The 14751-nt window shown below is 31.9% G+C and carries 12 protein-coding genes; 10 read left to right on the top strand and 2 right to left on the bottom strand.

Annotation, left to right across the window (positions count from 1 at the left end; genetic code table 11):
• Nucleotides 1-121 precede the first annotated feature (121 nt).
• The 3 genes from ubiE (at nucleotide 122) to Q4Q47_RS13190 (ending at nucleotide 2304) form a co-directional block, all read left to right on the top strand.
• Nucleotides 122-847 carry a bifunctional demethylmenaquinone methyltransferase/2-methoxy-6-polyprenyl-1,4-benzoquinol methylase UbiE gene (gene ubiE, locus Q4Q47_RS13200; protein WP_303307119.1) on the top strand — a complete coding sequence of 242 codons (726 nt, stop codon included), beginning with the start codon at nucleotides 122-124 and terminating at the stop codon, nucleotides 845-847.
• A 5-nt stretch (nucleotides 848-852) separates the two neighbouring features.
• Nucleotides 853-1581, top strand: a complete 729-nt coding sequence (gene porT, locus Q4Q47_RS13195; RefSeq protein ID WP_303307118.1) for a type IX secretion/gliding motility protein PorT/SprT — start codon at nucleotides 853-855, stop codon at nucleotides 1579-1581.
• A gap of 135 nt (nucleotides 1582-1716) precedes the next feature.
• Complete coding sequence (locus tag Q4Q47_RS13190) at nucleotides 1717-2304, top strand: hypothetical protein (RefSeq protein WP_303307117.1); 588 nt, start codon at nucleotides 1717-1719, stop codon at nucleotides 2302-2304.
• 73 nt (nucleotides 2305-2377) lie between these two features.
• Here Q4Q47_RS13190 and Q4Q47_RS13185 read toward each other — a convergent pair whose 3' ends face one another.
• Nucleotides 2378-3097, bottom strand: a complete 720-nt coding sequence (locus Q4Q47_RS13185; protein ID WP_303307116.1) for a TrmH family RNA methyltransferase — start codon at nucleotides 3095-3097, stop codon at nucleotides 2378-2380.
• A gap of 435 nt (nucleotides 3098-3532) precedes the next feature.
• Between Q4Q47_RS13185 and tamL the strand changes: the two genes are divergently transcribed.
• The 5 genes from tamL to Q4Q47_RS13160 all read left to right on the top strand — a co-directional run bounded on the left by tamL (nucleotide 3533) and on the right by Q4Q47_RS13160 (nucleotide 11696).
• A complete protein-coding gene (gene tamL, locus Q4Q47_RS13180; RefSeq protein ID WP_303307115.1) occupies nucleotides 3533-6064 on the top strand; it encodes a translocation and assembly module lipoprotein TamL in 2532 nt (843 codons plus the stop codon).
• 280 nt (nucleotides 6065-6344) lie between these two features.
• Nucleotides 6345-7412 carry a class II fructose-bisphosphate aldolase gene (gene fbaA / locus Q4Q47_RS13175; RefSeq protein WP_303307114.1) on the top strand — a complete coding sequence of 356 codons (1068 nt, stop codon included), beginning with the start codon at nucleotides 6345-6347 and terminating at the stop codon, nucleotides 7410-7412.
• A gap of 389 nt (nucleotides 7413-7801) precedes the next feature.
• Nucleotides 7802-8659, top strand: a complete 858-nt coding sequence (accD, locus tag Q4Q47_RS13170; protein ID WP_303307113.1) for an acetyl-CoA carboxylase, carboxyltransferase subunit beta — start codon at nucleotides 7802-7804, stop codon at nucleotides 8657-8659.
• Between the two features lie 286 nt (nucleotides 8660-8945).
• The gene (gene rpsO, locus Q4Q47_RS13165) at nucleotides 8946-9215 is read left to right on the top strand and encodes a 30S ribosomal protein S15 (RefSeq protein WP_303278477.1); all 270 of its coding nucleotides are present in this window, start codon (nucleotides 8946-8948) and stop codon (nucleotides 9213-9215) included.
• A 219-nt stretch (nucleotides 9216-9434) separates the two neighbouring features.
• A complete protein-coding gene (locus Q4Q47_RS13160) occupies nucleotides 9435-11696 on the top strand; it encodes a polyribonucleotide nucleotidyltransferase (protein ID WP_303307112.1) in 2262 nt (753 codons plus the stop codon).
• Nucleotides 11697-11763: 67 nt separating this feature from the next.
• Here Q4Q47_RS13160 and Q4Q47_RS13155 read toward each other — a convergent pair whose 3' ends face one another.
• The gene (locus Q4Q47_RS13155; RefSeq protein ID WP_303307111.1) at nucleotides 11764-12474 is read right to left on the bottom strand and encodes an LA_2272 family surface repeat-containing protein; all 711 of its coding nucleotides are present in this window, start codon (nucleotides 12472-12474) and stop codon (nucleotides 11764-11766) included.
• Between the two features lie 117 nt (nucleotides 12475-12591).
• Between Q4Q47_RS13155 and Q4Q47_RS13150 the strand changes: the two genes are divergently transcribed.
• Both Q4Q47_RS13150 and Q4Q47_RS13145 read left to right on the top strand, forming a co-directional pair.
• A complete protein-coding gene (locus Q4Q47_RS13150; RefSeq protein WP_303307110.1) occupies nucleotides 12592-13560 on the top strand; it encodes a helix-turn-helix domain-containing protein in 969 nt (322 codons plus the stop codon).
• A 236-nt stretch (nucleotides 13561-13796) separates the two neighbouring features.
• The gene (locus tag Q4Q47_RS13145; protein ID WP_034041378.1) at nucleotides 13797-14660 is read left to right on the top strand and encodes a sigma-70 family RNA polymerase sigma factor; all 864 of its coding nucleotides are present in this window, start codon (nucleotides 13797-13799) and stop codon (nucleotides 14658-14660) included.
• Nucleotides 14661-14751: the final 91 nt, after the last annotated feature.

Below are 14751 nucleotides of genomic sequence, written 5' to 3'. Positions count from 1 at the left end.
TTTTCTCGTATAATATTTATTTCAATAATTTTGAATGGGATAACCTACATAATTTATTTTGCCTTAATTTAATATATTAAAGTAAAAATAAATTATGTAGGTTTGCCAAAAAACTACAGCATTGTCAAAAATTAAACCCTACAAAAACAGCGATTTAGGCAAAAAAGAGCAAGTCACTAAAATGTTTGACACTATTTCTGAAGATTACGATGGTTTAAACCGCGTTATTTCTTTTGGGATAGATATTAAATGGCGAAAAAAAGTAGTGAAGATTGTTAAAGAAAATAATCCTGAAACTATTTTAGATATTGCTACAGGAACTGGAGATTTAGCCATTAATCTAGCAGAAACTAATGCCACAAAAATTGTTGGTTTAGATATTAGTAGCGGTATGTTAGAAATTGGCAAAGAAAAAATTAAAAAGAAATCTTTAGAGTCGAAAATAGAAATGGTTTTAGGCGATAGTGAGCATATGCCTTTTGAAGATAATTCTTTTGATGCTATTACTGTAGCCTTTGGTGTCAGGAATTTTGAAACCTTAGAAAATGGCTTAAAGGAAATATTTAGAGTATTAAAACCTAATGGCACTTTCGTTATACTGGAAACATCTATTCCTTCTAAAACACCATATAAGCAAGGCTATAAATTTTACACAAAAAACATTTTACCCCTTATTGGAAAACTATTTTCTAAAGACAGGAGTGCATACAAATATTTATGCGAATCTGCCTCTGTTTTTCCTTATGGAGAAGCTTTGAACAATATTTTACGAAAAATTGGGTTTATTAATGTTGAAGATTTTCCACAAACCTTTGGTGTGGCAACAATTTACAAATCATCTAAGTAATAAATATGAAGCGGTTTTTTGTATTAATATCATTTTTATTTATAATTCAAACATCTAACGCACAACTTTTTAGAAAAGAAAAAGTGACTTACGATGCAAACCAAGGAAGAGGCTCTACAGATAATAGGTTATTACGCTGGGGTTACTTTTTGGGGATAAATAATTATGACTTTAATTTTGATTATAAGGAAGACTTACGCGATATTTATGTAAAAAGGAGCCCAGGTTTTAGTGTTGGTTTAATTGGAAATTTACGTGTCAATAGTTTTATTGATTTACGCTTAGAACCTGGTTTATTAATTACAACGAGAGAGTTATATTATAGTCAAACATATTTTGCTGGTACCACTTTTAAGGATTCTGACTTAAGTAGAGAAGTTAAATCAACCTATGTACATATCCCTTTGCTTGTAAAAATCTCTACCAAACGTATTAACAATTTTAAGCCCTTTATCGTAGGTGGGTTTTCTACAGCTTTAAACCTTTCTAGCAATGAAAATAACCCTGAAGATAATAGTAATGGACAATTTAGAACCAAAAAAAATTCATTGTTTTATGAGCTTGGGTTTGGTGTTGATTTATACCTATACAACTTTAAATTCACGCCTTCTATTCGCGGGCTTTTTGGTATAGGTGACGAACTTGTTAGAGACAAAGATCCTAATAGCCCTTGGACTAGTAATATTGCTAGTATGAAAACCAGAGGCGTATTTGTTAATTTCACGTTTCAGTAGTTAGTATTCTGTTAGCTGTTAGCTGTTAGCAAAGTATATTGATATATTTAGGATAAAAATCAATTTTCTAAAAACACACCGTAACTAAGCTTTTAAATAGGCATAAACTTCAATCATTCATTTATAAATACATTAATGAACATTCCTGAATTTTTGTTCCATTATTACGAAATTGAACAAGGGCCATTTCTAAATATTACTCAAAATAAATTTGAAGAAGCAAAAAAAATTCAAAACAATATATCTGTTGGTTTTAATAGTAAAAGACCTCCTAATTACATCGAATTAAGGTTTGCCTTAGAAAAAAGACTAAGAGAAGGTTTTATAGCTAAAGGAGGTAAACCAAAAAGAAATGACCCTTTTTATTTTACCCTAGGGGCATGTGAATGGATGAGATCTTGTTATAAAAACCCTGGTGTTGTAAAAATCCCTTTGGTAAATATGAAGCCAGAACAAATAAGTTTCACATACCCTGATAGTATGGTATCATTTCAATTTCACGATGAACCTAAACTTGCCAAATATAAAAAGGCATGTAACGGACAAGTATACTTACTAAATGAAATGAAAGAGCTGTTAAAGCAATATGGAATTCCTTCTGAAGAAAAATGGTTGTCTCAAGAAAACCTAAAGTATGATAGATATATTGAAGTACAGGTATGGGATGATTTTATAATCAATAAATATCAAAACAAATCCCATACTCATAGTATTAAAAAGTAGCTATAACTGAACACTGATTACTGATTACTGATTACTGAACACTGCAACTGAACACTGAGACTGAATACTTAAATCACCCCCTCCTAAACTCGCTCAACAAAATAGCCGTTGCCGTAGCTACATTTAAACTTTCGGTAGCTTGTAAATCACCAAATTTAGGAATAGAGATTTTTTTCTTTATCAGAACTTCAATTTCTTTTGAAACGCCATTAGCTTCATTACCCATCACTAAAACACCTTTTTCTGGTAATTGCGTACTATAAACCGTTTCACCTTCCATAAAAGCACCATAAATAGGCAAACTCGTTTTGTTTAAAAATAGTTCTAAATCTACATAACTAATATTTACTCTCGTAATAGACCCCATGGTTGCTTGTATCACTTTAGGATTGAAACAATCTACTGTTTCCTTACTACAAACTAAATCTTTTATACCAAACCAATCGCAAAGCCTGATAATGGTCCCTAAATTTCCAGGGTCTCTAATAGCATCTAATGCTAAAACCAGTCCACCTTGTTCAATTGATTTTACCTCCGGAATTTTAAAAATGGCGAGTGCTTTATTTGGCGTAGTTAAAAAACTTATACGTTTTAATTCTGCCTCAGTAATTAAAATTTCATTTTTGGCATCAATATTGAAAGACTCAGTCGTATATAGTGCATAAAGCGTTAATTCAGATTGTAATAGTTCTTTTATTGTTTTAACACCTTCAACAATAAAAAGGCTATGTTGCAGTCTATATTTTTTCTGCTTTAGACTCGTGATTAATTTTATATGACTTTTGGAGAGCATGTAATCTAAATTAACGTGATATTTTATTTTGAACTCATTTAAAGTTTTTGAATTATAGCGAAAATTAGTCATTTTTCATATAGATAAAGACTATTTTTTAATAGCATAGCATCGCTACGGAATTCAAAAAAGGCGAAATATAGATGAAAAAGGGCAATTTTTTAGCCAATTGAAAAACTTTAAATGAGTTCTTTATAAAGAAATGAAAAATACAGTTGTCTCAGACTAAAATTATTTAAATATTTTCTTAGAAGAAACATCAAAGACTAAAATTTCAATTACTTAAAATTATGTTTAATATTGATGCTACATTTGACCTTTGAAAAAAAATAAAAATAAACACTTGAAAAAATGTACTTTTGGGTCTCTAACAGACAATTTATATTTCGTTAATTAAAGCCAATTCGTAAAAATTATAATTTGAATTAATTTCATTTGAAAAAACAGTTCTCAAAAATATTAACTTTCTTAGTATTAACAGGATACTTTTCGTCCTGTGATAGCGTAAAAAGAGTTACTGACGAAGAACACTTACTTACCAGCACCTCCATATTAGTAAATGACAAAAAAGATAATACCGAGATCATAAACGATTTACTATATCAAAAAGCTAACAGAAAAATTGCAGGCATCCCGTTACGTTTACATATTTACAATTTAGCACGTAATAATAAAGATTCGTTATTTGAAGAATGGTTAGATAAAAAACCTAAACGTAGAGCTCGATTAACCAAAAAATTATCAAAAAAACAATTAGAACGGTTTAAAAACTCTTCTGTCGGGTTTAATAATTGGTTACGTAAAACCGGTGAAGCTCCAATAATTGTAGATGAAGAAAAAACAAAAAAATCTGTAAAACGACTTCAAAATTACTACGTCAATAATGGCTGGTTTAATGTTAAAACCTCTTATGATATAAAAAAAGGTGAAGACAAACGTGCCAGTATTGAGTATCAAGTTAAAACAGGAACTCCTTTTATAATCGATTCTATTTCAGAAAAAGTAAAATCCCCCATAATAGATTCTTTATATCAAAACATTAAAAGAAATGCTTTAATCAAACCGAACGAACAGTATAAAACCAATAATTTTGAGCAAGAACGTAATAGGATCTCTAGTGCATTACGAAACTCTGGCGTATTTCATTTTGATCAAGATTATATTACTTTCGAAATAGATACAGTAGGCACTAATAAGAAAGTGAATGTTGGGATTCAAATTCAAGACAGAGCTATTAGAACACTAGATTCTATTAGACGTGAACCTTTTAAAATATTCAAAATTAAAGATGTTAACATCATTACAGATTACACCTTTGAAAATAGAGAAAAATCATTTCAAGAATCAATAACTTACGATGGCTATAAACTTTCTAGTTACGACAAAATACGATACAGACCAGAAGCTCTTACAGATGCTATATTTATAAATCCTGGCTCTGTTTATAAAGATATAGATAGGACACGTACCTATAGGCACTTAAATCAATTACGCACCTTTAAATACCCTGATATAAAATATGATACCGTTCCAAATTCAGATAACGAGCTCATTGCAACTATAAATTTAACGCCTTTAAAAAAGTTTAGTTTAGCGTTTAGTGGTGATGTATCACAGAGTAACATCCAAACATTTGGATTTTCATTAAACCCGAGCTTATTAATTAGAAATATTTTTAGAGGCGCAGAAACACTTGAAGTTTCTGCAATTGGATCCATTGGTGCGTCAAAAGACAAAAATAATCTTGACGATCCTTTTTTCGATATTAACGAAATTGGTATTGATTTTAAACTAACAATCCCTAGACTATTTTCACCTTTTAATACAGAAGGCATTATTCCTAAATATATGTCTCCTTCTACACGAATTGGTTTATCTACAACAGGCCAGACTAATATTGGACTAGACAAACAAACCTTTAGCGGTACGTTTAATTATAACTGGTATCCAAATAAAAAAGTAAGTAACAGACTAGATTTATTTAATGTTCAATATGTTAGAAATCTGAATGTAAACAACTATTTTGGTGTATATCAAAACTCCTACAATTCTTTGAATCAGATTGCAAAAGACGTCAATTATATTGATTCAAATAGTAATTTAAGTATTCCCAGTCAAACAGATGCCTTTTTAGATTATGCCTTAAACCCAGAAACTCCTGGTGAAATTTCAAGCAGTCAATTAGCAATAATAAATAGCGTTGACGAGCGTAAAGACAGATTAACAGAAGACAACTTAATTCTTTCTTCCAGCTTTAGTTTTATTAATGACGAACGTACTAATTTATTTGATGATGACTTTTCTATCTTTCGTTTTAAGTTAGAACTAGCAGGTAATTTATTAGCAAATACATCAAAATTATTGGGCTTAAAAAAAAATGATGACAATCGATATGAAATTTTAAATGTTGCATATTCTCAATATGTAAAAACCGAATTTGATTATACAAAACATTGGGGTTTAGGGAAAAAAAACATTTTAGCTATGAGAAGCTTTTTAGGTATTGCTATTCCTTACGGAAACTCTACAAGCATACCATTTTCAAAAAGTTTCTTTGCAGGTGGACCTAACGACAATCGCGCGTGGACAGCTTATAGTTTAGGTCCTGGTAGTTCAGAAACTATCAATGAGTTTAATGAGGCTAATTTAAAAATAGCCTTAAATATTGAACAACGCTTCAATATATTCGAAAACTTAAATGGAGCTATCTTTGTTGATGCCGGAAATATTTGGAATGTATTAGATAATGTAGAAGATGACAGCGCTACATTTACAGACTTTAATTCGTTAAAAGATATTGCCGTTGGTTCTGGTTTTGGTCTGCGTTACGATTTTAGGTTTTTTGTATTTCGTTTCGATATAGGTTTCAAAACTTACGATCCTTTTTACAGAGATCAAAACCGGTGGTTTAATGATTATAATTTTTCAAATGCCGTTTATAATATTGGTATAAACTATCCTTTTTAATTGAACTCGTTTAAAGTTTTTCAATTGGCTAGCTTAATATTATTGAGCTTTCTAATAAAATTGGCATTCTCTTGCCTGTGCTGAACTTGTTTCAGTAAAATCAAAGACTCACGAATACTATTTAAATAAAGATTTAATAAGTAAAGCGAGAATCTAATTCTAATTATAAAACTATAACGTTTTAGTCCTCTTTTAGTATTTTCAAGCCATTAAATCATATCTATTTATTCAAAAAATGATTACTTTTGGCTTCAATTAATCACTAATCAAATTATTTATAATGGGACACAATATTAAATCAGGAGTTGCTACAGGTCATGAAGTACAAGCAATTTTTAAACTTGCAAAAGAAAAAGGGTTTGCTTTACCAGCTGTTAATGTAATAGGTTCAGACACAATCAATGGTGTATTAGAAACTGCAGCAGCTTTAAATGCTCCCGTAATTATACAATTTTCTAATGGCGGTGCCCAATTTAATGCAGGTAAAGGCTTAAGTAATGAGGGGCAAAAATCTGCTATTGCAGGTGCTGTTGCAGGTGCAAAACATGTGCATACAATGGCAGAAGCCTACGGTGTTCCTGTAATTTTACATACAGATCACTGTGCAAAAAAACTATTACCTTGGATTGATGGTTTATTAGATGCAAGTGAAAAGCATTTCGCTGAAACTGGAAAATCACTATTCAGTTCACACATGATTGATCTTTCTGAAGAACCAATCGAAGAAAATATTGAAATATGTAAAACCTATTTAGAGCGCATGAGTAAAATGGGTATGACACTAGAAATAGAACTTGGAATTACAGGAGGTGAAGAAGACGGTGTAGATAATAGTGATGTTGATGATTCTAAACTATATACGCAACCAGAAGAAGTAGCTTATGCTTACGAAGAATTAAGCAAAGTAAGTGATCAATTCACAATTGCAGCAGCTTTTGGTAATGTACATGGGGTTTACAAGCCAGGAAACGTAAAATTAACTCCTAAAATCTTAAAAAATTCTCAAGAATATATTACTAAGAAATATGGTGTTGAAGAAAATCATATCGATTTTGTTTTCCATGGTGGTTCTGGTTCTACGGTTGAAGAAATTCGCGAAGGTATCAGCTACGGTGTTATAAAAATGAATATCGATACTGATTTACAATATGCCTTTATGAGTGGTATTCGCGACTATATGGATGATAAATCTGAATATTTAAAAGCACAGATAGGAAATCCTGATGGAGATGATGTTCCAAATAAAAAATTCTATGACCCACGTGTTTGGTTACGTGCTGGTGAAGTTACTTTTACAGAACGCTTAAAAAAGGCTTTTGAAGATTTAAACAATGTAAACACCTTATAATTATAGGTAAATTTACTACAAATACATTCATTAAAGGCTCTGTACAACACAGAGTCTTTTTTACATATACACCTACAAAACAACAAGTTACAAGTATTGAATTAATAAAATCATTAGGGCGTAACCACAAAATTAAAAAAAGGTTTAATTTTGTGGTCTGGCTTTCGATAATCGCTTTCCAATAAAATTTGGGAGTGTTTAAACAAATGCCTCAAATACGAAGTATTCACGATTTCGTATTTAACAATATTAAAGGATGAATAATTCTTAACGTGAATGTCATTCCTGCGGCATGTGCTGAACTTATTTCAGTAAAGCAGGAATCTCAAAGTGCTAACTAAATTTTAAAAGATTCCCTTTTACTAGGGAAAGTTAAATCGTAACTCATTATGTCTTGGTTTAAAAGAAAAACAAAAGGAATCACTACAACCACTCAGGAGAAAAAAGATACTCCTAAAGGTCTTTGGTATAAATCTCCCACAGGTAAAGTTGTTGATGCAGAAGAATTAGAGAAAAACTTCTATGTAAGCCCAGAAGATGGTTATCATGTACGCATAGGAAGTAAAGAATATTTCGAAATATTATTTGACGACAATAAATTTAAAGAACTAGATGCTAATTTAGAATCTAAAGATCCACTTAAATTTGTGGATACAAAAAAATATCCAGAGCGTTTAAAAGCAGCTCAAGATAAAACCAATTTAAAAGATGCTGTTCGTACAGCTGTTGGAAAATCCAAAGGAAAAGACTTAGTAGTTGCCTGTATGGATTTTGCATTTATTGGCGGTTCTATGGGAAGTGTTGTAGGTGAAAAAATTGCTCGTGCTGCAGATTATGCATTAAAGAACAAAATGCCTTTAATGGTCATATCTAAATCTGGGGGAGCAAGAATGATGGAAGCTGCATTATCTTTAATGCAATTGGCTAAAACATCTGTAAAACTAGCTCAGCTAGCTGATGCACAAATTCCATACATTTCACTATGTACAGATCCAACTACAGGTGGTACGACCGCATCATTTGCTATGTTAGGTGATATAAATATTAGTGAACCTGGCGCTTTAATTGGATTTGCAGGACCACGAATTGTAAGAGATACTACGGGAAAAGAATTACCAGAAGGTTTTCAAACTGCCGAGTTTTTATTAGAGCATGGTTTCTTAGATTTTATTACAGTTAGAAATGAGTTGAAAAACAAAGTAAACAAATACCTCGACTTAATAACAAATCAACCTTTAAGAGTATAAATACATAAGATTTAACGACTTAGATCTGTCAGGTTTTTAAAACCTGACAGATCTTTTTTGTAGTATAAATAAGGCTAGTTGAGGTTCGTATTATCATAGATAGTTTCAAGTTTTTTATCTTTCTTTTTTAAATGTGCATTTTTTACCTGCTGTAATAACTGTAATAGAAGTACAAACAATGTTTTGTATTCTATAAAATATTGTTTGTATCCATTAAAAATCACTATATTTGCCGCTCGAAAGATAAACTTTCGTTTACATAACAATTATTTACAATAATATTAGCATGTATTTAGATCAAAAAGAAAAAGAAGCCATCTTTAAAAAACATGGTAAAGATGCAAAAAACACAGGTTCTGCAGAAGGGCAAATTGCGTTGTTCACTTACAGAATTAATCACTTAACAGAGCACTTAAAAAACAATCGTAAAGATTTTAATACAGAGCGTTCGTTAGTAAAATTAGTGGGAAAGCGTCGTGCTTTACTAGATTACTTAACTAAGAAAGATATCTTAAGATATCGTGCCATAGTAAAAGAATTAGGATTAAGAAAATAATTAAAAGAGGCTTAACAGCCTCTTTTTTGTTTTTGCGCAGCTGTCTCTAGCCAAAAAATAAAGTGATGCGCAAATAATATAACTCGGACGAAGAGTATAAATTACGTAATTATATGATTAAGCAGATCCTGAAATGAGTTCAGGACACATAGTTTTTCATTGGTCACACAACAACTACAACAACACAACGACCATTGTTTAATTAGAATTAAAAAATTTATGATTCCACAAGTTTTTAGAGAGGTCATAGACCTAGGTAACGGTAGAGAAATTTCTATCGAAACTGGAAAATTAGCAAAACAAGCGCATGGTAGCGTTGTTGTGCAATCTGGAAAATGTATGCTTTTGTGTACAGTTGTTTCCAATTACAAACAGTCAGATGTTGACTTCTTACCATTAACAGTTGACTATAGAGAAAAATTTGCTGCGGCAGGACGTTATCCTGGAGGTTTCTTTAAAAGAGAAGCAAGACCTAGTGATGGTGAAGTATTAACAATGCGTCTTGTAGACCGTGTTTTACGTCCATTATTCCCAAAAGATTATCATAGTGAAACTCAGGTGATGATTCAGTTAATGTCTCATGATGATGATGTTATGCCAGATGCCATGGCTGGATTAGCGGCTTCTGCTGCTATTCAACTATCAGATTTCCCTTTTGAATGTGCTATTTCTGAAGCCAGAGTTGGTCGTGTAAACGGCGAATTCGTAATCAACCCAACACGTTCTCAGTTATTAGAGTCTGACATTGATATGATGATTGGTGCCTCGGCTGATTCTGTAATGATGGTTGAAGGTGAAATGGATGAGATTTCTGAGGAAGAAATGACTGAAGCTATCAAATTTGCACACGAAGCTATTAAAGTACAATGTGCTGCACAAGTTGCTTTAGCTGAAGCATTCGGAAAAAAAGAAGTTCGCGAGTACGAACCTGAACGTGAAGATACCGATTTAGCTCAAAAAATTCATGATATGGCATACGACAAAGTATATGCTGTAGCAAAAGCAGGTTCTGCTAAACATGAAAGAGGCGCTGCATTTGCAGAAATCAAAGAAGAAATAAAAGCGACTTTCTCTGAAGAAGAATTAGAAGATATTGGAGGTTTAATATCTAAATATTACAGTAAAGCTGAAAAAGCGGCTGTTAGAGATTTAACTTTAAACGAAGGTTTACGTTTAGATGGTCGTAAGACTGATGAAATTAGACCTATTTGGTGTGAGATTGATTATTTACCATCAACTCATGGTTCTGCAATCTTTACTCGTGGAGAAACTCAAGCATTAGCAACAGTTACTTTAGGAACATCTAGAGAAGCGAATCAAATAGATATGCCATCTTTTGAAGGAGAAGAACGTTTCTATTTACATTATAACTTCCCTCCTTTTTCAACAGGAGAGGCCAGACCAATTCGTGGGACATCTCGTCGTGAAGTAGGACATGGTAATTTAGCACAACGTGCTTTAAAAGGTATGGTTCCTGAAGATTGCCCTTATACAGTTCGTGTTGTTTCTGAAGTATTAGAAAGTAACGGTTCGTCTTCTATGGCAACGGTTTGTTCTGGTACTATGGCACTTATGGATGCTGGTGTTCAATTAAAGAAACCTGTTTCTGGTATTGCCATGGGATTAATTTCTGATGTAGATTCTGGAAAGTATGCGGTTCTATCTGATATTTTAGGTGATGAAGATCACTTAGGGGATATGGATTTTAAAGTAACTGGTACTGCCGATGGTATTACAGCTTGTCAAATGGATATAAAAGTAAAAGGATTGTCTTATGAAATTCTTGTAAATGCTTTAAATCAAGCTCGTGACGGTCGTTTGCATATTTTAGACAAATTAACTGATACTATCGCTGCTCCTGCAGAAGATGTGAAACCGCACTCTCCAAAAATGGTAACCAGAAGAATTCCTAACGAATTTATTGGTGCATTAATTGGTCCTGGTGGAAAAGTAATTCAAGAATTACAAAAAGAAACAGGAACAACGATCGTTATTAATGAAGATCCAGTTACCGAAGAAGGTATTGTTGAAGTTCTAGGTGTTGGTAACGAAGGTATCGATGCTGTTTTAGCAAAAATAGATTCATTAATGTTTAAACCAGAAGTTGGTAGCGTTTACGAAGTAAAAGTTATTAAAATGCTTGATTTTGGAGCCGTTGTAGAATACATGGATGCTCCTGGAAATGAAGTATTATTACACGTGAGCGAATTAGCTTGGGAACGTACAGAAAATGTATCTGACGTTGTAAACATGGGAGACGTTTTTGATGTGAAGTATTTTGGAGTTGATTCAAGAACGCGCAAAGAAAAAGTATCTCGTAAAGCTATTTTACCAAAACCGGAAGGTTATGTAGCAAGACCACCAAGAGAAAGTAATGGACGTGATAGCAGAGGTGGGCGTGATAACAGAGGTAGAGACAATCGAGGACGTGATAACCGTCGTGATGACAGAAAACCTAGAGAAGATAAAAAAGAAGGTTAATTAATTTAACACCTTTATAATCTACAAACTTAAAACCTCTCAATTTAAATTGAGAGGTTTTTTTTTCTCAACTTTTAAACTGCCAATTAATTATAGGAAATGAGCGCTTGTCATTTTTATTCCATATACCCAATTGAATGCCTCTAAAGTTTTTTGCTTTATTAAAAACACCAATTTGTACTCCTCTACCTTTTTCATATATGTAATTCTCAGCGGCAATTTGCATACCATTAAAACGTCTTGCTACGTTATTCCAAACACTTGCAATCATAATACCATTACCTTGATAAACTTGATTGCCTCCAAAACTGGCTACAATTCCATTTGCTCTTTCAATTGAATTAGTAAGTCCTGCTATAGAGACACCGTTATTCTTTCTGCTGTAATGCATAAAACCTGTTAAAGAGATACCATAAGAATCAATACCTTCAAAAGTTCCAGTCGAAATATTTAGACCATAAATTTGTTGTGTCACACTAGTGTTTTCCATATGCTTTTTATAGGCAACTTCATTTGTAGAGATAGGTGTTCTTGGAGCAAGAAAATAAAAGGGAGATAAAGGAAATATTTCAATTCGAATGCCAAACGTTCTTGTAAGTTTATGTTTATTATTATAATCCGTTGGAAAAGCACCTAAAGACACTCCTACTATATCGGTGTTCATACTATGAGTTGTCCAAATAGGGCCTCTTAATTTTCGGTTTACAATTGAGTCGTTTTGGCCAACAACACTTAAATTAACTAATAATATAGTAATAATGCATATTAATTTTCTCATAATTATAATTTTTAAATTCAGTCCAAAACTATTGCTATAATCACATATTTAATTGCTTAAAATGCAAGATAAAATATTATTATTTGTGATTATCACAAATAACAAATACATTTGAAAATGTATCAGATCGTTTTTATTCAGAATTTAAAACAGGAATTACCCAAAGGCACTTCAACTATTGAAGCTATTTCTACTGCTTTAGATATTAGCTATGACGCTGCACATAGGCGGGTGAGTTTAAAAAGTAAATTCTCTATTGAGGAAACCATTGTTTTGGCTAAATATTATAACATATCCTTAGACCGCTTGTTTGAAATCACAAACGCGGAGTTTGTGACAATTGAAAAGACAAAACATATCGAAACAGAATCCGAACTTCAATGCTACTTTGACGATTCTTACAATTCACTTTATCCCTTATTAAAACAAAAGGAAGGTCGTATTATATATTCAGCAAAAGATATTCCTTTATTTTATAATTTAAATGGTGATAAATTAAGTCAGTTTAAATATTATGTTTGGCTCAAATTATTAAATCCAAAATTAGCAACTAAAAGCTTCGAAAATTTTGCACCAAGCCCTGCTTTAATTGAAGCTGGAAAAAAATTAGGCAGTCTTTATTATAATTTGAATACCATTGAGATATGGGATATCACTTCGGTTAATAGTACATTAAAGCAGATTCATTTTTACTACCAGGCTGGACAGGTAAAAACGGAAAATGCTTTACAAATCTGTCAACTATTAAAACAATTAATCAAAGATATTTCTGTTAAACTAATTAATAAAAATCTTAAATTCAAGCTGTACTACAATGAGTTGCATTTAATGAATAATAATGTTTTAGTGAGCACTCCGGATGCTCAAATGCTATATGTGCCTTTTACTTTATTGTCTTATTACAAAACGGCAGATAAACATACATGTAATGAGGCGAATACTTTTTTAAAAAAGCAGTTGCAAAACTCCAAGTTATTAAATACTGCTGGCGAAAAAGAGCGCAATACTTTTTTTAATAAAATCTATTCAAAAATAGATGCACTGTACAATTTAATTGAAGCTACTAAACTTTTAGATTTTGAATAAACTTCAAAAATGCCCATTAATTATAGTAGTGCCTACTTTTCCATACTTCTTAAAAAATATAGCCAATACCTCTACTTTTAAGCAAAAAAAGGAATTAATGTGACTTTTTTGAGGTTTTTGGGTCTAAAAAAGGAATAAAAAAAATAATTTGAAACTTTTTGTAACATTTTACGACATATAAACGTATAACCACTGAACGCCCAAATATTCAATAAAAAATCACAGGAGAATTTTAGATGAGACAACTTAAAATTACGAAGCAAGTTACTAATAGAGAAACTGCTTCGTTAGATAAATACCTGCAAGAAATAGGCAAGGTTGATTTAATTACTGCAGACGAAGAAGTAGAATTAGCACAACGTATTAAAGCTGGAGATCAGATAGCTTTAGAGAAGTTAACGAAAGCTAATTTACGTTTCGTAGTATCAGTAGCTAAACAATACCAAAACCAAGGTTTAACATTACCAGATTTAATTAATGAAGGTAATTTAGGTTTAATTAAAGCGGCACAACGTTTTGATGAAACACGTGGTTTTAAATTTATATCCTATGCCGTTTGGTGGATACGTCAATCGATTTTACAAGCTTTAGCTGAACAATCTCGTATTGTACGTTTACCATTAAATAAAATTGGTTCTATTAATAAAATAAATAAAACGTTTGCTTTTCTTGAGCAAAGTCATGAACGTCCGCCAAGTGCAGAGGAAATTGCTAAGGAATTAGACATGACAATTAATGATGTTAAAGAGTCTATGAAAAACTCTGGTCGTCATGTAAGCATGGATGCTCCTTTAGTTGAAGGTGAAGATTCTAACTTATACGATGTACTAAATAGTGGTGAATCTCCAAATCCAGATAGAGAGTTATTGCATGAGTCTTTACGTACTGAGATTGAGCGTGCTTTAGAAACTTTAACACCTCGTGAAGCTGATGTTATTCGCTTATACTTTGGTTTAGGAAACCAACACCCAATGACTTTAGAAGAAATTGGAGAAACATTTGACTTAACACGAGAGCGTGTAAGACAAATTAAAGAAAAAGCGATTAGAAGACTTAAACATACTTCCAGAAGTAAAATATTAAAAACATATTTAGGATAGTAATTTTTTTACGACTAAATTACAGTAACAAACAGTTACACATAACTGTTCGTTTTTTGATTGATGAAAGAACCCCCGGCTGATTACCGGG

Source organism: Flavivirga spongiicola (genome assembly GCF_030540825.1).
GTDB lineage: Bacteria > Bacteroidota > Bacteroidia > Flavobacteriales > Flavobacteriaceae > Flavivirga > Flavivirga spongiicola.
The sequence above is the reverse complement of the archived record's forward strand: the minus strand, read 5'-3'. Positions and strand labels throughout refer to the sequence as shown.